Annotated in this window: 17 protein-coding genes and 1 pseudogene; 9 read left to right on the top strand and 9 right to left on the bottom strand. The window is 61.2% G+C overall.

The annotated features are described in order from the left end of the window. Nucleotides 1-96 precede the first annotated feature (96 nt). A complete protein-coding gene (locus ACODTO_RS22645; protein ID WP_139645458.1) occupies nucleotides 97-1731 on the bottom strand; it encodes a methyl-accepting chemotaxis protein in 1635 nt (544 codons plus the stop codon). Between the two features lie 248 nt (nucleotides 1732-1979). Here ACODTO_RS22645 and ACODTO_RS22640 point away from each other — a divergent pair, with 248 nt between their 5' ends. Then, a complete protein-coding gene (locus ACODTO_RS22640; protein WP_139645460.1) occupies nucleotides 1980-2810 on the top strand; it encodes an undecaprenyl-diphosphate phosphatase in 831 nt (276 codons plus the stop codon). After that, the gene (locus tag ACODTO_RS22635; RefSeq protein ID WP_489107078.1) at nucleotides 2807-3235 is read left to right on the top strand and encodes a DUF1294 domain-containing protein; all 429 of its coding nucleotides are present in this window, start codon (nucleotides 2807-2809) and stop codon (nucleotides 3233-3235) included. The genes ACODTO_RS22640 and ACODTO_RS22635 overlap by 4 nt, the downstream gene beginning before the upstream one ends. 2 nt (nucleotides 3236-3237) lie before the next feature. Here the strand turns inward: ACODTO_RS22635 and ACODTO_RS22630 are convergent, their stop codons facing one another. Both ACODTO_RS22630 and ACODTO_RS22625 read right to left on the bottom strand, forming a co-directional pair. Continuing rightward, entirely contained in the window at nucleotides 3238-3591 is a 354-nt protein-coding gene (locus ACODTO_RS22630; protein ID WP_055126865.1) for an MmcQ/YjbR family DNA-binding protein, read from the bottom strand. Beyond that, complete coding sequence (locus ACODTO_RS22625) at nucleotides 3588-4496, bottom strand: LysR substrate-binding domain-containing protein (protein ID WP_139645467.1); 909 nt, start codon at nucleotides 4494-4496, stop codon at nucleotides 3588-3590. The genes ACODTO_RS22630 and ACODTO_RS22625 overlap by 4 nt, the downstream gene beginning before the upstream one ends. Before the next feature lie 128 nt (nucleotides 4497-4624). Here ACODTO_RS22625 and ACODTO_RS22620 point away from each other — a divergent pair, with 128 nt between their 5' ends. After that, nucleotides 4625-5233: an FMN-dependent NADH-azoreductase gene (locus tag ACODTO_RS22620; protein WP_175362625.1), complete on the top strand. Its 609-nt coding sequence runs from the start codon at nucleotides 4625-4627 to the stop codon at nucleotides 5231-5233. 423 nt (nucleotides 5234-5656) lie between these two features. Then, nucleotides 5657-6694: an alpha/beta hydrolase family protein gene (locus ACODTO_RS22615; RefSeq protein WP_139645472.1), complete on the top strand. Its 1038-nt coding sequence runs from the start codon at nucleotides 5657-5659 to the stop codon at nucleotides 6692-6694. Here the strand turns inward: ACODTO_RS22615 and ACODTO_RS22610 are convergent. Together ACODTO_RS22610 and ACODTO_RS22605 are read right to left on the bottom strand one after the other, a co-directional pair. Next, complete coding sequence (locus ACODTO_RS22610; protein WP_139645474.1) at nucleotides 6688-7881, bottom strand: MFS transporter; 1194 nt, start codon at nucleotides 7879-7881, stop codon at nucleotides 6688-6690. The two genes, ACODTO_RS22615 and ACODTO_RS22610, sit on opposite strands and share 7 nt — an antisense overlap. A gap of 278 nt (nucleotides 7882-8159) precedes the next feature. After that, on the bottom strand, nucleotides 8160-9746 hold the full coding sequence (locus ACODTO_RS22605) for an ABC-F family ATPase (protein ID WP_024781069.1): 1587 nt from the start codon (nucleotides 9744-9746) through the stop codon (nucleotides 8160-8162). 400 nt (nucleotides 9747-10146) lie between these two features. On the opposite strand from ACODTO_RS22605, the gene lpxO reads away from it, so the two are divergent. Further along, on the top strand, nucleotides 10147-11046 hold the full coding sequence (lpxO, locus tag ACODTO_RS22600; protein WP_139645476.1) for a lipid A hydroxylase LpxO: 900 nt from the start codon (nucleotides 10147-10149) through the stop codon (nucleotides 11044-11046). Between the two features lie 31 nt (nucleotides 11047-11077). On the opposite strand, the gene ligD is transcribed toward lpxO, so the two are convergent. Next, complete coding sequence (ligD, locus tag ACODTO_RS22595; protein WP_489107077.1) at nucleotides 11078-13051, bottom strand: DNA ligase D; 1974 nt, start codon at nucleotides 13049-13051, stop codon at nucleotides 11078-11080. A 33-nt stretch (nucleotides 13052-13084) separates the two neighbouring features. Further along, nucleotides 13085-13972: a non-homologous end joining protein Ku gene (gene ku, locus ACODTO_RS22590; protein ID WP_139645480.1), complete on the bottom strand. Its 888-nt coding sequence runs from the start codon at nucleotides 13970-13972 to the stop codon at nucleotides 13085-13087. Nucleotides 13973-14296: 324 nt separating this feature from the next. On the opposite strand from ku, the gene ACODTO_RS22585 reads away from it, so the two are divergent. Further along, nucleotides 14297-14638 carry a hypothetical protein gene (locus tag ACODTO_RS22585; RefSeq protein ID WP_464711846.1) on the top strand — a complete coding sequence of 114 codons (342 nt, stop codon included), beginning with the start codon at nucleotides 14297-14299 and terminating at the stop codon, nucleotides 14636-14638. A 33-nt stretch (nucleotides 14639-14671) separates the two neighbouring features. Continuing rightward, nucleotides 14672-15820 carry a PQQ-dependent sugar dehydrogenase gene (locus ACODTO_RS22580; protein ID WP_489107076.1) on the top strand — a complete coding sequence of 383 codons (1149 nt, stop codon included), beginning with the start codon at nucleotides 14672-14674 and terminating at the stop codon, nucleotides 15818-15820. 142 nt (nucleotides 15821-15962) lie between these two features. Here ACODTO_RS22580 and ACODTO_RS22575 read toward each other — a convergent pair whose 3' ends face one another. Together ACODTO_RS22575 and ACODTO_RS22570 are read right to left on the bottom strand one after the other, a co-directional pair. After that, nucleotides 15963-16670 (bottom strand): SDR family oxidoreductase, encoded by a 708-nt coding sequence (locus ACODTO_RS22575; protein WP_489107075.1) that lies wholly within the window; start codon nucleotides 16668-16670, stop codon nucleotides 15963-15965. Nucleotides 16671-16728: 58 nt separating this feature from the next. Then, nucleotides 16729-17940: a multidrug effflux MFS transporter gene (locus ACODTO_RS22570; RefSeq protein WP_489107074.1), complete on the bottom strand. Its 1212-nt coding sequence runs from the start codon at nucleotides 17938-17940 to the stop codon at nucleotides 16729-16731. Between the two features lie 151 nt (nucleotides 17941-18091). Here ACODTO_RS22570 and ACODTO_RS22565 point away from each other — a divergent pair, with 151 nt between their 5' ends. Then, complete coding sequence (locus ACODTO_RS22565) at nucleotides 18092-19222, top strand: transcriptional regulator, SarA/Rot family (RefSeq protein ID WP_489107073.1); 1131 nt, start codon at nucleotides 18092-18094, stop codon at nucleotides 19220-19222. A gap of 244 nt (nucleotides 19223-19466) precedes the next feature. After that, nucleotides 19467-20456 (top strand): annotated as a pseudogene (gene ilvA / locus ACODTO_RS22560) (threonine ammonia-lyase, biosynthetic); the annotation flags it as partial. Between the last annotated feature and the right edge of the window lie 342 nt (nucleotides 20457-20798).

Raw genomic sequence — 20798 nt, 5'->3', positions numbered from 1 at the left:
GCCCGGCTCCCACAGGAGGCCGGGTTGATCGCGAGATCTATGGTCGCCAGCAGCCCCTGTGGGAGCGAGCCTGCTCGCGATGGCGGTGGGTCAGCTTTAGACCCGGAACTGCTTGAGCAGGCCGTTCAGCTGTTCGCTCAGTGCCTTGAGGCGCGTGCTTGCCAGGCTCGATTGTTCCGCCGCCAGGGCGGTGCTGTGGGACAGGCCGGCGGCCTGGGTGACGTTCTGGTTGATGTCCTCTACCACGTGGGCCTGTTGCAGGGTGGCACTGGCGATGGAGGCGTTCAGGCTGTTGAGATTGCGCAGGGCCTGACCGATGGCGTTGAGGCTGGCACCCGCCAGGCCGGCCTGTTCGATGGTCAGCTGCGAGGCGCGGCTGCTGTCGCTGATGACTTTCACCGCGGCTTCGGAGTGAGTTTGCAAGCGCTCGATCATCCCCTGGATCTCGGCGGTGGACTTCTGCGTGCGCTGGGCCAGCAACCTCACCTCATCGGCCACCACCGCAAACCCCCGGCCTTGCTCCCCGGCGCGAGCGGCTTCGATCGCGGCGTTGAGGGCCAGCAGGTTGGTCTGTTCGGCGATGGAGCGGATGACCTCCAGCACGCTGCCGATCTGGGTGCTTTCGCTGGCCAGGGTACGAATCACTTCAACCGCTTGGTCGATGGTCTGGGAAAGACGGTCGATCTGCTGCAAGCTACCATCGATGTTGACTTGGCCCTGCTGGGCCTGGGACTCGGCGTCGCGCATTTCACTGGCGGCATGTTCGGCGTTCTTGGCCACATCCTGGACGCCATAGGTCACTTCGTTGATCGCCGTGGCCACCAACTCCATCTGCTGCGATTGCTGTTGGCTGCGCTCCTGGGCCTGGGCGGCGTCGCTGCCCAATTCGCTGGACGATTGCCCCAGGGCGCTGGCAGAAACCTGCAGCTGGCTCACTACCTCGCGCAGCTTGGTCGTGAACGCGTTGAAGTGGCGCGCCAGTTGGGTGACTTCATCCTGGCCATGGGTGTCGAGGGTGCGGGTCAGGTCGCTTTCACCGCTGGCAATGTTGGCCATCGCGTTCACCGTCTCTTGCAGGGGTCGCACGATGCTGCGCACGATCAGGGTCAACAGCAGGCTCATGATCAGTGCGATCGTCAGGCCCACCAGCGAGGCCTTGATCAGTTGGGCCAGGAACTCGGCCTGTACGTCATCCACGTATACGCCCGAACCGATGATCCAGCCCCAGGGTTCGAACAGTTTGACGTAGGACGTCTTGCCGACCGGTGCCTCGGCGCCCGGTTTCGGCCATAGATAGTTCACCATCCCGGCACCCTTGGCCTTGGCGATGATGACCATCTCGTTGAACAGCGCGAAACCGTTCGGGTCGCGGATCGCCGAGAGGTTCTGGCCTTCTAGCTTCGGGTTGGTCGGGTGCATGATCATGACCGGGGTCAGGTCATTGATCCAGAAATAGTCGGTTTCGTTATAGCGCAGGCCACGCACGGCACTGAGGGCCTGTTTCTGGGCGGCTTCGCGGGTCAGGGTGCCGGCGGTTTCCAGGCCATGGTAGTAGCTCAGCACGCCGCTGGCGGTCTGGACCACATGCTGGGTTTTCTGCACCTTGGCCTGATAGAGATCGCTGTGGATCTGTTTCAGCATCAGGGCACCCAGCGTGAATACCATCAAGATGGCCACGACGAGGATGAGCCACAAGCGTCGGCTGATCGACACATTGCGCAAGCTATTCATACGCTGTCACTCCAGTTTCTTGTTCTTGTCATCCACGGCCGGTGGATTGCCCCCTGGGCCATAACGCGTCGGCGTTATGAGGGCTTGTCTGATAGGATTTCGGCCTCGCGGCGCAAAACCTGAGCCTGCCTTTGATTTTTCATTGGTTTTTTGGGCTATGGCGCAGTTATCGTGCACCCGCTGCTCGTAAGGGCATGACACTTGATTATCGATGAGGCCCTGCTGACAGGGCCTTTCTTGGGGGATGAATGGATTTGTGGACTGCCTTTCAGGCACTGATTCTTGGCATTGTAGAAGGTCTGACGGAATTCCTGCCGATTTCCAGCACGGGGCACCAGATCGTTGTCGCCGACTTGCTCGGGTTCGGTGGGGAACGGGCCATGGCGTTCAACATCATCATCCAGTTGGGGGCGATCCTGGCGGTGGTCTGGGAATTCCGGCGCAAGATCTTCGACGTGGTGTTGGGTTTGCCCACCCAACCCAGTGCCCGGCGGTTTACCGCCAACCTGTTGATCGCCTTCCTGCCAGCTGTGGTGCTGGGCGTGCTGTTTGCGGATCTGATCCACGAATACCTGTTCAACCCGATCACCGTGGCCGCCGCGCTGGTGGTGGGTGGTTTCATCATGCTGTGGGCCGAACAGCGCCAGCATGAAGTACACGCCGAAACTGTGGACGACATCACCTGGAAAGATGCAATCAAGGTCGGTCTGGCCCAGTGCCTGGCGATGATTCCCGGCACCTCCCGTTCCGGCTCGACCATCATCGGCGGGTTGCTGTTCGGCCTGTCGCGCAAGACCGCGACCGAGTTCTCCTTCTTCCTGGCCATGCCGACCATGGTCGGTGCGGCTGTCTACTCGGGCTACAAATACCGCGCGCTTTTCGTACCGGCGGACTTCCCGGTGTTTGCCATCGGTTTCGTCACCGCGTTCATCTTCGCCATGATCGCCGTCAAGGGGTTGCTGCGGTTCATCGCCAACCACAGCTATGCGGTGTTCGCCTGGTATCGGATCGTGTTCGGCTTGTTGATCCTGGCGACCTGGCAATTCGGTTGGGTCGACTGGACAAGCGCCCGGCCATGAACGATTCCGGCACGCGCAGGCACGCGGCCCGCAATAATGGGGGCGTCGTGCAGAACCTTCGGCTCAAGTTGATCGTATTGGCGTTGCTGTGCGCGCTGCCGCTGACGGGCTCGCTGTTGCTCGGGTTGCAGGAGGCATCATGGGTGCCTCTGACGGCCTATGGCGTTGTCAGCGTCGTGGCGTTCCTGCTGTACTGGAGCGACAAACGCAAGGCCCGTTCCGACGCCTGGCGTACCCCCGAGAACGTACTGCACGCCGTGGAGCTGGCTGGGGGTTGGCCTGGCGCGTTGCTGGCCCAGCAGGTCTTTCGGCACAAGACCCGAAAGGTGTCGTTTCAAGTGGTGTTCTGGTTCATCGTGCTGCTGCACCAGGTGTTCTGGGTCGACCAGTTGTTCCTGGGCGGCCATTTGCTGGCCTGGGGGTAATGTCACGGCAATAGCAAACCGACCTGCGTGCGCTTGGGCAACTTGCTGACCACGAGTTGGTGGGAGCGTCGTAGCAGGCCATGCAGTTCCTCGGCACCCAAGGGGTAGGGGGTGTGCATGATGATCCATTGCGCCCGCGCCAGATACGGGGCGGGATGGATGCCCGGTCGGTCGCAATGTCCCAGGAACAGGTCCTTGTCGACCTTGAACGCCAATGAATCGCTGCGCAGCCCCTGCAAGGCGAACATCTTGTTTCCGGCGATGGAAAACACCCGCACGCCGCCCCATTTGTAATCTTCCCTGGCGCCAGGCAAACCCAGGCAAAACCGCGCGACATCCTCTTCGCTCAAACTCATAACGTCCTTTCTCCACAAAGATTGAAGGCTTCCACCAGGTGGTCGAGCCATGCGCGTACCGCCGGCAACATGCCGCGTCGATGGGGATAGACCGCCTGCAGCCAGCCATCGGGCAGCGACCATCCCGGTAGCAATTCCACCAGTGTGCCGTCCTTCAACTCCTGCTCGCAATACATGCTCGGTAATAAGGTAAATCCCAGGCCGGCAAGGACGCAGGCGCGGCGGACAATGAAATCGTCGATGCCCAGGCGTGCTTCCAGGGCCAGTTCAGCGACCTGTCCGTCGGCACTGTGCAGGCGCAGATGTACCAGGCGATCGCTCTCGAGCGCCCCGAGCACCGGGACTTGTTTGAGGTCCTCGGGTGTTTCGATCCGCCGCCCTTCGACGAACGTCGGGCTGGCGACCATGATCAACCGCGCCTGACGCAAGCGGCGGGTCATCAGCAACGGGTCTTCGTCACCCAGGTCACGCACCCGCAACGCTACGTCGATGCCCTCGCTCACCAGGTCAACGCGGCGATTGAGCAGGATCATCTCCAACTGGACCTGAGGATATTTTTCCAGGAAGTCGGCCACCACCCCGGCCAGTATTTCGTGGGCCAGCCCCACCGGGCTCGAAACCCGCAGCCGACCACGGGGCGCACTGGACATGCTCGCCACCGCTTCGTCGGCCATCTCCGCCTCCAACAACATGGCCTGGCAATGGCGCAGGTAGCGTTCGCCCACCGCTGTCAGTTTCAACTGGCGAGTGGTGCGTTGCAGCAGGCGGGCGCCGAGGCGGTCTTCCAGTTCGGCAATACGCCTGGACAGTCGCGACTTGGGGATGCCAAGGGTCCGTCCGGCTGCGGCGAAGCCACCGGCTTCGACGACTTTGGCGAAATAGTAGAGATCGTTGAGGTCTTGCATGTCGGGCTCGATTGTCCTGTCAGTAGAACGAACTATCGCATCATAGCGGGCTAATCGGCTATTGGTTTCATCGGTAGGATGGTCCCCATTCGATCGCCCGGTAGCGATCCTCATTGGAGAGCACTCATATGAAACTTCTGCACATTGATTCGAGCATCCTCGGCGACAACTCCGCTTCCCGCCAATTGAGCCGTGAGGTGGTCGAGGCCTGGAAAGCCGCCGAACCGGACGTGGTCGTGACCTACCGCGACCTGGCCGCCGATGCAATCAGTCACTTTTCCGCCCAGACGCTGGTTGCGGCCGGTACCAGCGCCGAATTGCGTGACGCCGCGCAGCAGCACGAAGCCGACCTCAGCGCTGCCACGCTGGCTGAGTTCCTCGCGGCGGATGCAGTCGTGATCGCTGCGCCGATGTACAACTTCACCGTCCCAACCCAGCTCAAGGCCTGGATCGACCGCATTGCCGTGGCCGGGCAGACGTTCAGCTACACCGAAGCCGGCCCGCAAGGCCTGTGTGGCGGCAAGAAGCTGGTGATCGTTTCCACTTCCGGCGGCCTGCATGCCGGTCAGCCGAGCGGTGTGGGTCATGAAGACTACTTGAAGCTTCTGTTCGGTTTCCTCGGTATCACCGACATCGAAATCGTCCGTGCCGAGGGCCTGGCCTACGGTGATGACATGCGCAACAAGGCCATGAGCGAAGCCAAGGCGCAGATCGGCGAACAGTTCGCCGCCGCGTAAGGCTTGCACAGCGTCATCAAGCCCTGAAATCCCGGTGGGAGCGAGCCTGCTCGCGATAGCGATGTACCAGTCACCTCCATGCTGACTGACCCATCGCTTCGCGAGCAGGCTCGCTCCCACACTGGTTTTGGGTCGCTGTGAGATTTGCATTCAGCACGACTTTACTGTGGGAGCGAGCCTGCTCGCGATAACGGTGTACCAGTCACCTCCATGCCGACTGACCCACCGCTTTCGCGAGCAGGCTCGCTCCCACATTGGTTTTTCGGTGGCCGTGAGGTTTGCATCACCCCCTTTGCACATTGATGAATATCGAAACCTTCGTAAAACGCTGTATTCTGTTCATCGGGCTTTTGGCGCAGGTCGTGCAAGTCCAGGCAGCGAGCGACGGGGCCTTCCTGTCCGCTGGTGAAGGTGGATGATTCGATGACACGTCTTGGTGCAGGGATATTGCTTTGTCTGCTCGGCAGCCTGGTTACGGTGCAGGCTGCACCGGCGCTGCACCCCAATTGGAGTGCCGGTTTTCACGAGCTGAGCTTTCTCGATCCGCTGGATCACCAGCCGATGCACGCCATCGCCTTCTATCCGTCTAACGCCCGAGCGCAAACCAGCCAGCTGGGTGGCTATCAGATCGACGCTGCACCGGACGCCCAGATTGCCATCGGCCGCTTCCCGATGTTGATGCTGTCCCACGGCAACACGGGGACACCGCTGGCCCTGCATGACCTGGCCACTTCGCTGGCACGCAAGGGATTTGTCGTGGTCGCGGTGATCCACCCTGGCGACAATGCCCAGGACCATAGCCGCTTGGGTACTCTGAGCAACCTCTACGGACGGCCGATCCAGATTTCCGAGGCCATCACCGCGACGCTGAACGATCCGATGCTGTCGCCGTTCGTCAATGCCGGGCAGGTGGGGGTGATCGGCTATTCCGCCGGAGGGGAAACCGCCCTGATCCTGTCTGGCGCCACGCCCGATCTCAATCGCCTGCGCCGTTATTGCCAAGAGCGGCCGGACGACCGTGACGCCTGCAACACCCAGGGCGAGCTGATCGCCGACCGCGACGATCTGCAACCGATGGCCGACCCCAGGGTGCGGGCATTGCTGTTGATGGCACCGTTGAGCCTGAAGTTCGGTCGCCATACCTTGGCCGACGTCCATGTGCCGGTGCTGCTGTACAGCGGCGATGGCGACAAACTGGTGGCCTTCGACAAGAATGCCGCGGCACTGGCCCGTAAACTGCCCACCGCGCCGGATTTCAAGACCTTGGCCGGGGCAGGGCACTTTGTTTTCCTGGCACCCTGCACCGAGGAGCAGATTGCCACGATGCCGGCGCTGTGCACCGATGCCGATGGCGTCGACCGCAAGGACATCCACCGCACCATGATTTCCGAAGCCGGGCGCTTCTTCAGCCAGGCCCTGGGCAAGCCGAGCCGGGCCGGTATGCGCACCGCCGATCAGTAAGCGGTTTTTTCGGCGCGTCGACGCAGCAGCAGGGTCAAGCCCAGCCCGGTGATCGACAGCAAGGCGGCGCAGAAAAAGATCGACGAGTAGCCCAGGTTCAACGCCACCGCCCCCATCAATGGCCCGGCAATCGCCAAGGCCAGGTCGAAGAACACGGCATAGGCACTCAACCCCGCGCCACGGCTGGTGTTTGGCACTTGCTTGATGGCTTCCACCCCGAGTGCCGGATACACCAGCGACAGCCCGAAACCGGCCAGTCCCGCCCCCACCAAGGCGAACGCGGGGGAAGGCGCCAGCCAGAGCAGCACCAGCCCCAGGGTTTCGATGCTCATGCAGGCGATGGCCGAGTTGAAGCCACCGAAACGGGCAATGCTGGAAATGAACAGCAATCGCGAAAGAATGAAGCAGATGCCGAACACCGTCAGGCACCACGCTGCGCCGATCCAGCCACGGCTGACATAAAACAGGGTGATGAACGTGGTGAGCGTGCCGTAGCCGATCGAGGCGAGGCTAAGGCTGGCCCCGTATGGCGCAATGCGTCCGAACACGGCCCGGAAGGGCAGGCGTTCGCCACGGACCACCGGCACCGAAGGCTTGTTGCGGATCAACAACAGCGCCGCGCCGGCCAACAGTGACAGCGCGATGCCCAGGCTGCTGAAACCCATGTTACCTACCATCACCACCCCCAGCGGGGCGCCGATGGCGATGGCGCCGTAGGAGGCAATGCCGTTCCAGGAGATCGCACGGGCCGTGTGCTCCACGCCGACCTGGCCCATGCACCAACTGATGGTGCCAACGCCAATCAAACCTTGGGCCACGCCGAGCAACAAGCGGCCGGCAATCAGGATCACCAGGCTCGGCAACGGCAGACTTTGCAACAAGGTGGAAATCAACGTCAGCACACCGCTGAGCACAATGCCCGACAACCCGTAGACGATCGCCCGTTTGGTCCCGACGCTGTCCGACACCCGCCCGGCCATGGGGCGGCTGAGCAGGGTCGCCAGGTATTGCGAACCGATGGTCAGGCCAGCCACCACGGCACTGAAGCCCAATTGTTCATGGACATACCCTGGCAACACGGCAATCGGCAGGCCGATGCAAAGGAAGGCAATGAAGGTGTAGAAAACGATGGAAACGATCTGCAGGGTGATCGACAGGGAGCTGGGGGTGGCTTGCGGCGTAGACATGGGCTCGTTCGCGGGCGGCGGCAGAAGAGCTTCATCATGGCGCGGGGAGAGAAGAAAAGAAAGCTGGCTAACTAAATCCGCGGATTGAAGATCACCGCAGATCCCCTTGTGGGAGCGAGCCTGCTCGCGATGGCGGTGCGTCAGTTGATCAAAATCCCGGCTGACACACCGCCATCGCGAGCAGGCTCGCTCCCACAGGTCTTGTGCCCTTGAAATGAAAAAAGCCCTGTCACATTGGACAGGGCTTTTCACTTGCGGCTTGCGGCTCAGAGCTGCTCTTAGAACATCACACCCTGGCTGCGCAGGTAGTCGTCATAAGTGCCGCTGAAGTCGACCACGCCATCAGCGCTCAGCTCGATGATACGGGTGGCCAGGGACGAGACGAACTCACGGTCGTGGCTGACGAAGATCAGCGTGCCCGGGTAGTTTTCCAGCGCCAGGTTCAGCGCTTCGATGGATTCCATGTCCAGGTGGTTGGTCGGTTCGTCCATCACCAGCACGTTCGGTTTCTGCAGGATCAGCTTGCCGAAGAGCATGCGGCCCTGTTCACCACCGGAGATGACCTTGACCGACTTGAGGATCTCGTCGTTGGAAAACAGCATGCGGCCCAAAGTGCCACGGATCATCTGTTCGCCCTGGGTCCACTGGCCCATCCAGTCGAACAGGCTGACATCGTCGGCGAAGTCGTGGGCATGGTCCTGGGCGTAGTAGCCCAGTTCCGCGCTCTCGGTCCACTTCACCGAGCCGGCGTCCGGCGCCAGCTCGCCCATCAGGGTACGCAGCAGGGTGGTCTTGCCGATACCGTTGGGGCCGATGATCGCGACGCGCTCGCCGGCTTCGACGGTGAAGCTGAAGTTCTTGAACAGGGTCTTGCCGTCGAAGCCCTTGGACATCCGCTCGATGGTCACCGCCTGGCGGTGCAGCTTCTTGTTCTGCTCGAAGCGGATGAACGGACTCACGCGGCTCGATGGCTTGACCTCGGCGAGCTGGATCTTGTCGATCTGCTTGGCGCGGGAAGTCGCCTGCTTGGCTTTCGAGGCGTTGGCCGAGAAGCGGCTGACGAAGGTCTGCAGTTCGGCGATCTGGGCTTTTTTCTTGGCGTTGTCCGACAGCAACTGCTCGCGGGACTGGGTCGCTGCGATCATGTACTCGTCATAGTTGCCCGGGAACAGGCGCAGCTCGCCGTAATCCAGGTCGGCCATGTGGGTGCAGACGCTGTTCAGGAAGTGCCGGTCGTGGGAAATGATGATCATGGTGCTGTTACGCGCCGTGAGAATGTTTTCCAGCCAGCGGATGGTGTTGATGTCAAGGTGGTTGGTCGGTTCGTCGAGCAACAGCACTTCCGGATCGGAGAACAGCGCCTGGGCGAGCAGTACCCGCAGTTTCCAGCCTGGCGCGACTTCGGTCATCGGGCCGAAATGCTGCTCCAGCGGAATGCCCAGGCCCAGCAACAGCTCACCAGCTCGGGATTCGGCGGTGTAGCCGTCCATTTCGGCGAACTCGGTTTCCAGCTCGGCCACGGCCATGCCGTCTTCTTCGGTCATTTCCGGCAGCGAATAGATGCGATCGCGCTCAGCCTTGACCTTCCACAGCTCTTCGTGACCCATGATCACGGTGTCGATGACAGTGAATTGCTCGTAGGCGAACTGGTCCTGGCGCAGTTTACCCAGGCGCACGTTCGGCTCGAGCATGACTTGGCCGCCAGATGGCTCGAGGTCGCCGCCGAGGATCTTCATGAAGGTCGACTTGCCGCAACCGTTGGCGCCGATCAGGCCGTAGCGGTTGCCCGCGCCGAATTTGACAGAGACGTTTTCGAACAGCGGCTTGGCGCCGAACTGCATCGTGATGTTAGCTGTAGAGATCAAAGGTTTATCCTGCGGAACATTCAGAGTAGCTAAGGGTGCGGCAGTACCTGTTCAGTACCTGTCTGCGCCGATCCACAACCGTGCAAAGGCGGCGCGGTCACAGGCGCAAGGGTCCATCCGGCATAAGAGGACAGCAGCATACGAAGCGCCGAGCCCGAATGGATGTGCGCGAAACCGGTTCACGGTGTCGGCCAAAAGGGGGGCGCATAATATTTGGCGGCGATTGTACTGATCTGGCCGCGTTAACGATAGGGTATTGCCCGGGCAAGACAGTTTTTCACAAATGAGGATAACTTTCAGTTACAACATGTGACTAAAATGCCATCTCTCTTGATGCGTCTCTTTTGCCGCTTGGTTGGCCAGGGGACGCAACCCGTTCACTCCAGTGCGTGACGATTCCGTGAAACTCATCATTGCTGCGATCTACATCCTGTCCATCGGCTATGTACACCTGCGCGGACGCGTGCGGCACAAGCTCGGACGCCAGCTGAGCGACCACTCGTCCTTCCTGGCGCCTGTCAATTGCCTGCTTTACCTGTGTTCGAAGTTGCCCAACAAGCCGTACCTGAGCCCGGCGGACTTCCCTGATCTGAGCCCCCTGCAGGCCCACTGGGAAGAAATCCGCGCCGAGGGCCAGAGCCTGTTGCAGGCGGGGGCGATCAAGCGCTCAAATCAATACGACGACGTGGGTTTCAATTCGTTCTTCAAGACCGGCTGGAAGCGCTTCTACCTGAAATGGTACGGCGACAGTCACCCCTCGGCCATGAAGTTGTGTCCACGCACCACTGAACTGGTGCAGAGCATCGGTTCGATCAAGGCGGCGATGTTTGCCGAGCTGCCGCCCGGTTCCAAACTGGTTCGGCACCGCGATCCGTACGCCGGCTCCTATCGGTATCACCTGGGCCTGGAAACCCCCAACGATGCCGGTTGCTATATCAACGTCGATGGCGAGCCTTACCATTGGCGCGATGGCGAGGCGGTGGTCTTCGACGAAACCTTCATTCATTACGCCGAAAACACCACTTCTCAGAACCGCATCATTTTGTTTTGCGACGTCGAGCGGCCAATGCGGTTTCGCTGGGCAACAGCCTTCAATCGCTGGTTCAGCCGCACCGTGATGGCCGCTGCGGGTGCGCCTAACGATGCCGGCGACAAGACGGGTGGATTGAACCGGGCGTTCTCCAGGCTCTACAAGATTCGCTTGCAGGGCAAGGCCCTCAAGAAGCGCAACCGAAAGTTGTATTACCTCCAGAAGTGGGCGTTTTTTGGCGGCCTGCTGGCGGTGTTCATCTGGATCTGAAGTCTTGCCAGCTCCTACCAAGAGCATTTGTTCACTCCCCGGGTTTTTCTGCGTCCAGTTGTTCCCACATCCTGGCGGTGATCCGTTGGCGATGGCTGTAGCCTTCCCATGGATCGGCGCCCAGACCTCTGGCCCGTTCGAGGGCCGTCTGGATATCCCATTGCTGGGCATTGCGCAGGCCGTCGAGTTCAGCCCTGGCGATTGGCATCGATACCGGTAGGCCCGGCCGGGCGCGTACCGAGTAGGCAGCCACCGTGCTGGCGCCTCGGGTGTTGCGCAGGTAATCGACGAAAACCTTCCCGATCCGGTTCTTGGGTCCCATGGTTGCGGTGATCCGCTTCGGCATCTGCCGGGTCATGAATTGCGAGATGGCTTTCGCGAAGGCCTTGGTGACATCCCAGCTTTCGCTTCGCGCCAACGGAACGATGATGTGCATGCCTTTGCCGCCGCTGGTCTTGAGGAACGCCTGCAGGCCCAGCTCATCGAGCAAGGACAAGGTCATGCGAGTGGCCTCGAGCATGGCACTCCAGGGCAGCGACGGGTCAGGGTCCAGGTCCAGGACGAACAGGTCCGGCGTTTCGATCCGGTCGTGAGTGGCGGTCCAGGTGTGCAGTTCCACCGCGCCCATCTGCGCCGCACTGATGAGGGCCGGGAGACTGTCGATTTCCATCAGGGCGGCATGACCTGGGTCCAGTCCCGGATCCAGCTGCCGGATATGAGGAATTTCCAGGCGATCGGCGTGCTTCTGGAAGAACTGTTCTTCGCCGATTCCGTCGGGTGCCCGCAACAACGCGACGGGCCGCAGTTTCAGATGGGGCAGGATCCACGGTGCGATGTCCGCGTAATACTGCGCCAGTTCGACTTTCTGCACGCCACTGAGGCTGTCGATGACGCGCTCTGGATGGGTGATCTTCACGCCGGCGACTTCCACGTCGTGCTCCTTGCCGCCGCGCTTGGGTTTCGACGTCCTGGTTTTTTTCGGCAGAGGGTGCTCGCGGACAATCTTTTCCGCCGGCATATCGTCGAGCATGTCCACGAAAGCGGCCTGGCGCACAAGGCCGCCGGCGGTCCATTCGGTGAACTCGATCTCACAGACCAGCTCAGGCTCTACCCACTGCACGCCGCGCCCCTGTGTCGGCTTGACAGGTTTGGCCAGGGGCGAAGCATCACGCTCCTGGGCGGCAAGTCGCTCATGCAATCGTTTGATTTCATCCTGGCTGAACCCGCTGCTGACCCGCCCGGCATACACCCACCCCGCGGGGTCCTTGACTGCGAGCAACAAGGCTCCGAAGCCGTTGCGCCTGCCTTGAGGATGGGTGAACCCGACGATCACGAAAGCCTGGCGCAGCCGGCACTTCAGGTTGACCCAGTCGCTGCTGCGCCGTGACACGTAAGGGCTACCCTGGCGCTTACCGACTACACGGTCCAGGGAGAGGGCGCTGGCGCTTTCCAGAATCTCATCCTCGTTGGCGAAAAAGGCTTCGGAGAAGCGCAGTCGCTTGCCACCGTGATGCTTGAGCGCTTTTCTCAACGCCGCGCGCCGCTCTTCCACAGGCGTCTGTCGCAGGTCCTCGCCGTTGAGAAACGGTGCGTCGAACAACACGTAGACCATGTCTACGGTGCGGCCGATCTCGAAAGCATCTCGCAGGGCCGCCATGTCGGACTGGCCGGTTTCGTCGAGCAGCACCAGGTCACCGTCCAGCCAGCTGTCTCCCAGGTTCAGCTCGGCCAGGGCCTCGGCGTGCAACTTGAGGCGTTCGGTCCAGTCTTGATGATCGCGGCTGAACAGGCGGACTTCGCCACCCTCGATGCGGGTCAGCAACCGATAGCCATCAAATTTGACTTCATAGCGCCATTCGCCCGACGGCGGTTGCTCCACAGGTGTTGCCAGTTGCGGCAACAGCCGTTCTGGCAGGCGCGTGTTCTGATGCGCCCGGTTTCGTTGGGTGTGGCTGGTAGCGGTTTTCTTGGATGTACGGGCAGATTCACTCTCGGCCTTGGCCATGACAGGTTCCCTTGTATCGCTGGCGTCCGTGGTTTAGCCCCGGGAGGCTTTGGTGGCTTTTTTTGCGGGAGCGGATTTGGCCTTAGCAGGTTTTGCGGCGGCCTTTGTGGCAGGCTTGTCGGCGGTCTTGCCTTTGCCGCCCAGGCTGCGCTTGAGCAGTTCGGTGAGGTCGATGACGTCCGCGGTCTTGCGCTGTTCTTCGCCGGGGTCGGTCTCCACCGCTTCGAGCCGGCCTTCGTTGGCCTTCTTCTCCACCAGCTCCATGATCTTGTCCTGGAAACTGTCCCGATAGTTCTGGGGTTCCCAGTCGGCGCTCATGTCTTGCACCAGGCGCTTGGCCATTTCCAGCTCGCCTTTGACCAGGTTCGGCTTGGTAACCTCGTCGCCCAGTTCGAGGATGTCCAGCTCACGCACTTCCGCCGGCCAGCGCAGCATCACCAGCACCAGGGCCGACTCCAGGGGCATCAATGCCGCCAGGTGCTGGCGGGTATGCAAGACGACGTGGGCCAGGGCCACCTTGTTGGTCTTGACCAGGGTTTCGCGAAGCAAGGCGTAGACTTTGCCGCCACGCTTGTCAGGGGCTAGGAAGTAGGGCGTGTCGATGTTCTGCAGTGGAATCTTTTCGCTGTCGACGAAGGAGAAAATATCGATGGTCTGGGTGGACTTGGGATGGGCGGAGCGGATTTCTTCTTCGCTGAGTAGCACGTACTGGCCTTTCTGGTACTCGACGCCCTTGACGATGTCTTCCTTGGTCACCTCTTTGCCTGTGACCTTGTTGACCCGCTTGTAGCCCACCGGGTCCATGCTGCGCTTGTCCAGCCAGTCGAAATCCACACCTTGGGACGACGTCGCCGAGACCAGTGCCACGGGAATGTGGACCAGCCCGAAACTGATTGCGCCTTTCCAGATTGCCCGTGCCATGGTGCGGTTTCCTTGCCGTGAAGGGTTCTCTCTGGTGACCTTCCGGCCTTTGAAAAAGTTTCCATGGCGCGCCGGCTGGCGGTGTGGCAGGGCGGCGCCTCTTCGATGAATACCCACCCGGAAGGTGCCCTGTGGGAGCGAGCCTGCTCGCGATGGCGGTGTGTCAGTCAACATAGCCATCGCGAGCAGGCTCGCTCCCACAGGATTGCTCTCAGAGAAGCCTCGTTACATCTTCAACCAGACATTTCGCTTAACAACCGTGAACCTGCGCGGTAGCGTGTTTTCGATATGCCTGAGCGATTTCCGCGAAGCAGGGAGGTACCGATGAACAGGCTAGTACTTGCGATCACCACGCTATTACTGAGCACCATCGTTCAGGCTGCTGCACCCGGCCAGGGCCCCATGGTCGTGGCTCAGAATCTGCCGGGCAACAACAACCCCTATAACAACCCCATACGTCGGGCCAATCCCAACAGCATGCAGGGAACCCAGCCCAACGTACCGACGATCCACAACAACCCGACGGTACCGGTACCCCGTCGACCGACCCTGGAAAATGGCGGTATCGGCAACGGCTACCCGCGTTCGGGGCCGCCGCCGGGTTCGCCCAGGCCCACCATCGAATCCGGTACGCCACCCAGAAACTCGAACGACAGCAATCGCTAGTCGTCTTGTTTTCCACCTCAGAAGGAAGTGTGCATGTTGCGTAAGACATTGCAGGCCGCGCTTTGCGCCAGTGCCGTCCTGATCCTTTCCGCGCCGGCCTGGGCCGCGCAAACCCAGGTACTGAAGAGCGAGGAGGGCAGCGTGGAGGTGACCACCGTGGTCAGGGGCTTGAAGCACCCCTGGTCCGTGGCATTCCTGCCGGGGCAGCGGGGCATGCTGGTCACGGAGCGACCGGGCAATCTGCGCCTGCTGAGCCCCGAGGGTCGTCTCTCGGCGCCATTGAGCGGTGTACCTGAGGTATGGGCCAACGGCCAGGGCGGCTTGCTGGACGTGGTGTTGTCACCTGACTTCAAGCAGGATCGCACCGTATACCTGTCCTACTCCGAGGCTGGCAAGGACGGCAAGGCCGGTACCGCCGTGGGGCGTGGACAGCTCTCCGAGGACTCGAAGCGCCTGGAGAACTTCGATGTGATTTTCCGTCAGCAGCCCAAGCTCTCCACGGGTAATCACTTCGGCTCGCGGCTGGTCTTCGACCGGGAGGGGTATCTGTTCATCACCTTGGGGGAGAACAACGACCGCCCGACGGCCCAGGACCTGGACAAGCTGCAAGGCAAGGTCGTGCGCATCTACCCGGACGGCAAGGTGCCGGATGACAACCCCTTTGTCGGCCAGAAGAATGTCCGTCCCGAGATCTGGTCCTATGGCCTGCGCAATCCCCAAGGGGCTGCACTCAATCCCTGGAGCGGCACATTGTGGGAAAACGAGCATGGACCCAAGGGCGGCGATGAGCTGAATATCATCGAGCGCGGCAAGAATTACGGCTGGCCGCTGGCGACCCATGGCATCAACTACTCCGGTGCGCCAATTCCCGAAGCCAAGGGCAAGGATGTAGAGGGTGCGCTTGGCCCGCACCATGTCTGGCAAGTTTCGCCGGGCCTCAGCGGCATGGCGTTCTATGACAACGAGCGTTTCAAGCCTTGGCAGCACAATGTCTTCATCGGTGCGTTGGTGTCCCGGAATCTGATTCGCTTGCAGATGGAAGGCGACCAGGTCGTGCACGAGGAGCGTCTGCTGGGCGAACTCCAGGAGCGGATCCGCGACGTGCGCCAGGGGCCGGATGGTTATCTGTATGTCCTGACGGATGAAGACGACGGTGCGCTGTATAAAATCGGGCTTAAATGACCCGGGTCGAATCCTGTAGGCGCCCGGAAAAATGGTGGGAGCGAGCCTGCTCGCGATGGCAATGTATCAGTCGATAGAAATGTTGACTGACACACCCTCATCGCGAGCAGGCTCGCTCCCACAAGGTCCGGTTTCTCTGGTCTTACGAAATCGGCTGCAGATAGACGCCGTTGCTCAGGTTCTGCTTGAGATGGTGGCTCGTGTCGTCAGCCAGCACTTCCGGCTGATCATTGATCAGCCCCTCAAGCACGCGTTGGACCACATCGTGCGGGGATGCCTTTGGAACGCCTTCGATGCCTCGTGTCATGTCGGTGTCCACGAATGCGACGTGCACGCCCACCACCAATGTGCCCTGGGCGGCCAGGTGCAGGCGCAAGCCGTTGGTCAGCGACCAGGCGGCCGCTTTGCTGGCCGAATAGGTAACGGTGCCGGGGAGATTGACCCAGCTCAGGGCCGAGTGCATGTTGACGATGGCGCCGCCGCCGTTCGCTGCCAGGATCGGCGCAAAGGCCTGGCTGGTGGCCAGCGGGGCAATGGCATTGATCTCGAATTCATGGCGTAGGGTTTCCAGGCTGATGTTGCCTCGTTCCTGGCCTTCCATTCCGCTCACGCCTGCGTTGTTGATCAATAGCGTCAGGTCCGGCGCTTGAGCGACGGCCGCGGCGATGTCTTCGGGACGGGTGACGTCGAGTTTGATGGGGATCACGTTGGGTTGGGCGTCGATTGTCCCGGGGTCACGTGCTGCGGCGTAGACCTTGGCGGCACCGGCCGTCAGGAGTGCTTGCACGAAAGCCTTGCCCAAACCACGGTTGGCGCCGGTTACCAGCGCCACGCTGCCTTTGATTTGCATGTTGAATCTCCAGTTGTTGACGAAAAGGAACAAAGCGGCGCACGGGCGCCTTGGCGGTTTATCTGGCGAGACTGCCTCGCAGAATGAACAGGACCAGCGCAATCATGCAGGCCACGGCCTGGATGCTGCCCAGGGCCGTGACCGGCGCAAAGGGCAAGACCGAGGCCAGCCAGGTGCTCAGCGCGGCAGCGCCCATGGAGATGAAGCCGAACAGTGCGGAGGCCATTCCGGCCTCTTTGCCGAAAGGCCCCATGGTGATGGCGGTACCCAGCGGATTGGCGAGTCCCATGCCCCAGAGGAATGTCACCATCGAGAGGGCGTAGCGCCCAAGGCCTGGATCGGCAGGCCCCGCGAGAAGCAAGCCGCCGCCGGCCATGGCGCAGGCAATGCCCAGGAGGGTGACGATGCGGGGACCGTGGCGATGGGCGAGGCGGGGGGCCGCCATGCCGGCGCCGAACACGACGAATACCGTGGCAGCGAAATACAAGCCAGTCTGCAATGACGTCAGGCCGATCCCTTTCATCAAGATGGCAGGTGCCGCGGCGAACGAGGCAAACAGCCCGCTCATCAGGAGGCTCATTGAGACGGCTGGCAGGATGAACCGCTTATCCAGCGCCAACCGTCCATAGGCACGAATCACGCGCATGGCTGAGAGCGGCGCCCTGCGATCGGCTGGATGGGTTTCTCCCAGGCCACGAATGTAAAAGAGCGCGAGGACAACGGCGGCCAGTCCCACAAGGATGAAGATGGCGCGCCATCCGAGTACGGCCGATAGCACGCTGCCCGCCAGGGGGGAAAAACCAGGCGCAGCGGCGGTGGCGATCATGGTCAGGGACAAGGCACGGGCAAGAGCTTCTCCCTCGAACAGATCCCGCGCAATAGCCCGCGACAACACCGAGGCTGCGCAGACGCCCAGCGCCTGGACGACGCGTCCGGCGATCAGCACGTCAAGATCGGTGGCAAGCCCCCCGATAACGGTGCCGACCACAAATACTAGCAGTCCGCCTAGCACCAGTTTCTGGCGTCCATAGCGATCGGCCAATGGCCCGACGATGAGCTGGCCCAAGGCGAACGTGATGAAGAAGCTCGACAGCGTCAGGCCCAGTTCCCGCGCACTCACACCGAGGTCTTCACCAATGATCGGAAATGCCGGGAGAATGATGTTCGTGGAAAGTATGCCGATGGCCGCCAGGCCTGCCAGCAGGGCCACAATTCGTCCGGTCAGCGGCCTCAGGGTCTGTGTAGCCTCATTCGCGAGAGCGGTCGTCATGGCGTAGCACTCTTTCAGGTGGGTTGTGGCAGATCGGTCGTGGATGAAAAGCTGATCGATATTTTTGTCGTAATATATGATGCTTGTCATATTTATCGCCGAGCATGATGATCATCATGCAATTCGTCAAGCCAAACATTCAGGATTTGCCATGAGATATCCCCCAGGCCTGACCGCAGAGCGCTACCAGACAATCCTGGAAGAGGCCTCCCGACTCTTTCGCGCCAAGGGGATCGCCGGGGCAAGCATTGCTGAGGTGATGAAGGCTTCAGGCCTCACCCATGGTGCCTTCTATGCGCATTTCGATTCCAAGGATGCGCTGGCTTGCGCCAGTCTCGAACGTGCGATGGACCAGTTGGCGCTCAAGATCGAGGAAACCATCGCCGGCAGTGTTGCTCCGAAGGAGGCGGTCCTGGCCTTGTACCTCAGTGAGCGGCACCGTGATCATCCGGAAGCAGGCTGTGCAATGCCTGCGCTGGCTGTCGAGGTGGCGCGCGAGCCGGGGATGCGGCGCGCCTTCACCCGTCGGGTTGCCGGGATGATTGCCTCTTTCAGGTCCCGTCTGCCCTGGCAGCGTGGCCGCTCTCGTGAAGATCAGGCCATCAGCTTCCTCGCTACGATGGTGGGAGCAATGGTGCTGGCCCGGGCAGTCGACGATCAGTCATTGTCCGACCGGATCCTGCGTGCGGCACGGGAGCAGTTACTCGACGCCGACAGGGAGTACGGGAGCGCAGGGCGGGAGGAGGCGGCAATGTTTATATCACCGGACGCGGCTGGAACGCTTCGACCGCAGTCGCTATTGTCTAGCGTGCTAGATAATAACTCGCTACAGGACGCGGTGCCTGAGAATCAGTTGTCCTTTGCCTTGTACAGTGCTTCCAATCGCATGATTCGCCTGCACAAGCCCTTGCTGGATCCGCTGGGGCTGACCTTCCCGCAGTACCTGGTCATGCTGGAACTGTTCCATGATGCGCCCAGGAGTGTCGGTGAGCTGGGGGCCAGGCTCGCGATGGATACCGGGACGATCACGCCCTTGCTCAAGCGTCTGGAGGCGTCGGGCAAGGTGACTCGGACCCGCGACCGGGAGGATGAGCGTCGGGTACTGGTTGCCCTGACCGATGCCGGAGAAGCGCTGCGCGAGGCGCTCTGGGCGGTCACCGACAAGATTGGAACGACCTGCCAGGTCCCTGGCGAACGCCAGGAAGCACTTCGCGATACGTTGGGTGCGTTCGCGCGGCCCATTTGCGGTGACGGTGTCTCTGGCGATCAGGATGTTGGCTGACACACCGCTTTCGCGAGCAGGCTCGCTTCCACAGGCGATTTGAAACGGATGAACGATTCACCATTGACTTGCCAGCAGCGCCCGGCTAATTTCCAGCCATGACTTCTACCGTACTGCGCAGCCAGCCAAGCATTATTACCGCCATTCCTTATTTGGCGGGCTAGCTGACGGCTGCACCCAACCCGCCCTTGAGGCGGGTTTTTTCTTTCTGTCTCCTGGGCCCGATTCAAACCAGGAGACCGCCATGACCGCTTCCCGCCCCGAGCAAACGTTGCTGGAGCAATACGTTAAGAAGATCCTCGCCGCGCCGGTGTACGAACTGGCCGTGCGCACGCCGCTGCAAGCGGCGCCTGCGTTGTCCGAAACCCTGGGAAATCGGATCCTGCTCAAGCGTGAAGACCTGCAACCGACGTTTTCTTTCAAGATCCGGGGCGCCTACAACAAACTCGTGCAATTGACACCGGAGCAGAGGGCCCGTGGCGTCATCACCGCTTCGGCTGGTAACCATGCCCAGGGCGTTGCATTGGCGGCACGGGAGCTGGGGATCTCGGCCTGTATTGTCATGCCCGTGACCACGCCGCAGTTGAAAGTGCTGGGCGTCCGTCACCGGGGCGCCGAGGCGCTGCTGCATGGCGAGAGTTTTCCGTTTGCCCTGGAACATGCGCTGGATCTGGCCCGGCAGACCGGTAGAGAGTTCGTTTCACCGTTCGATGACCCGGATGTCATTGCCGGACAAGGCACGGTTGCCATGGAAATACTGCGCCAGCACGCCGGTGCGCTGGACGCCATCTTCGTCCCGGTTGGCGGTGGGGGATTGATTGCCGGGGTTGCGGCCTACGTTAAATACCTGCGTCCGGACGTTCGCATCATCGGTGTGGAATCCCAGCATTCCGCTTGCCTGCAGGCGGCGCTGGCCGCCGGAGAGCGCGTCATCCTGCCGACCGTGGGGACCTTCGCCGACGGTGTCGCCGTGGCGCAGATCGGTGCCCATGGCTTCGATATCTGCCGCTTTTGCGTCGACGAGGTGGTGACCGTCAGTGACGACCAGCTGTGCGCGGCGATCAAGGACATCTATGACGATACCCGTTCCATCACCGAGCCCTCCGGTGCCCTGGCCGTGGCGGGCATCAAACAGTACGTCGCTCGCACCGGTGCCCGTGGCCAGACGTTGATCGCCATCGACTCGGGGGCCAACATCAACTTTGACAGTTTGCGCCATGTGGCGGAGCGCGCCGGCGTCGAAGCGGTGTGACCCACGACCTGTCATCGCTTTTTTCAACTACCCGACGGATGCCCGGCTCCGCTTTAGCAAATTGGGTCTACTCTAGCTTTCGACAGCAATAAAGTGATTGCACTCTGTATGCAGTTTGCAAGAAGGAAATCGCTGTTTACTTGCATTTTGCACGAGCCTGCCGGCGCACCGGTACGCTAAATGGTTGATTTATATCAAACCAGAATGTGGCAAATGCAGGCATATTTTTTGCGGGATGGTTCAAGAGTTCGCTTCCCGGACTCATTGATCAGAACGCCAAGAAATGAACATACGGCACGGTATTCGTAGTTCAGTCCGCAGGGA

The organism is Pseudomonas sp. FG13, from assembly GCF_057809755.1.
The sequence above is the reverse complement of the archived record's forward strand: the minus strand, read 5'-3'. Positions and strand labels throughout refer to the sequence as shown.

Excerpts from the sequence above, each read along its gene's own strand:
- ACODTO_RS22645 (WP_139645458.1), bottom strand. The coding sequence starts at position 1,731 with ATGAATAGCTTGCGCAATGTGTCGATCAGCCGACGCTTGTGGCTCATC.
- ACODTO_RS22640 (WP_139645460.1), top strand. The coding sequence starts at position 1,980 with ATGGATTTGTGGACTGCCTTTCAGGCACTGATTCTTGGCATTGTAGAA.
- ACODTO_RS22635 (WP_489107078.1), top strand. The coding sequence starts at position 2,807 with ATGAACGATTCCGGCACGCGCAGGCACGCGGCCCGCAATAATGGGGGC.
- ACODTO_RS22630 (WP_055126865.1), bottom strand. The coding sequence starts at position 3,591 with ATGAGTTTGAGCGAAGAGGATGTCGCGCGGTTTTGCCTGGGTTTGCCT.
- ACODTO_RS22625 (WP_139645467.1), bottom strand. The coding sequence starts at position 4,496 with ATGCAAGACCTCAACGATCTCTACTATTTCGCCAAAGTCGTCGAAGCC.
- ACODTO_RS22620 (WP_175362625.1), top strand. The coding sequence starts at position 4,625 with ATGAAACTTCTGCACATTGATTCGAGCATCCTCGGCGACAACTCCGCT.
- ACODTO_RS22615 (WP_139645472.1), top strand. The coding sequence starts at position 5,657 with ATGACACGTCTTGGTGCAGGGATATTGCTTTGTCTGCTCGGCAGCCTG.
- ACODTO_RS22610 (WP_139645474.1), bottom strand. The coding sequence starts at position 7,881 with ATGTCTACGCCGCAAGCCACCCCCAGCTCCCTGTCGATCACCCTGCAG.
- ligD (WP_489107077.1), bottom strand. The coding sequence starts at position 13,051 with ATGGCCAAGGCCGAGAGTGAATCTGCCCGTACATCCAAGAAAACCGCT.
- ku (WP_139645480.1), bottom strand. The coding sequence starts at position 13,972 with ATGGCACGGGCAATCTGGAAAGGCGCAATCAGTTTCGGGCTGGTCCAC.
- ACODTO_RS22585 (WP_464711846.1), top strand. The coding sequence starts at position 14,297 with ATGAACAGGCTAGTACTTGCGATCACCACGCTATTACTGAGCACCATC.
- ACODTO_RS22580 (WP_489107076.1), top strand. The coding sequence starts at position 14,672 with ATGTTGCGTAAGACATTGCAGGCCGCGCTTTGCGCCAGTGCCGTCCTG.
- ACODTO_RS22575 (WP_489107075.1), bottom strand. The coding sequence starts at position 16,670 with ATGCAAATCAAAGGCAGCGTGGCGCTGGTAACCGGCGCCAACCGTGGT.
- ACODTO_RS22570 (WP_489107074.1), bottom strand. The coding sequence starts at position 17,940 with ATGACGACCGCTCTCGCGAATGAGGCTACACAGACCCTGAGGCCGCTG.
- ACODTO_RS22565 (WP_489107073.1), top strand. The coding sequence starts at position 18,092 with ATGAGATATCCCCCAGGCCTGACCGCAGAGCGCTACCAGACAATCCTG.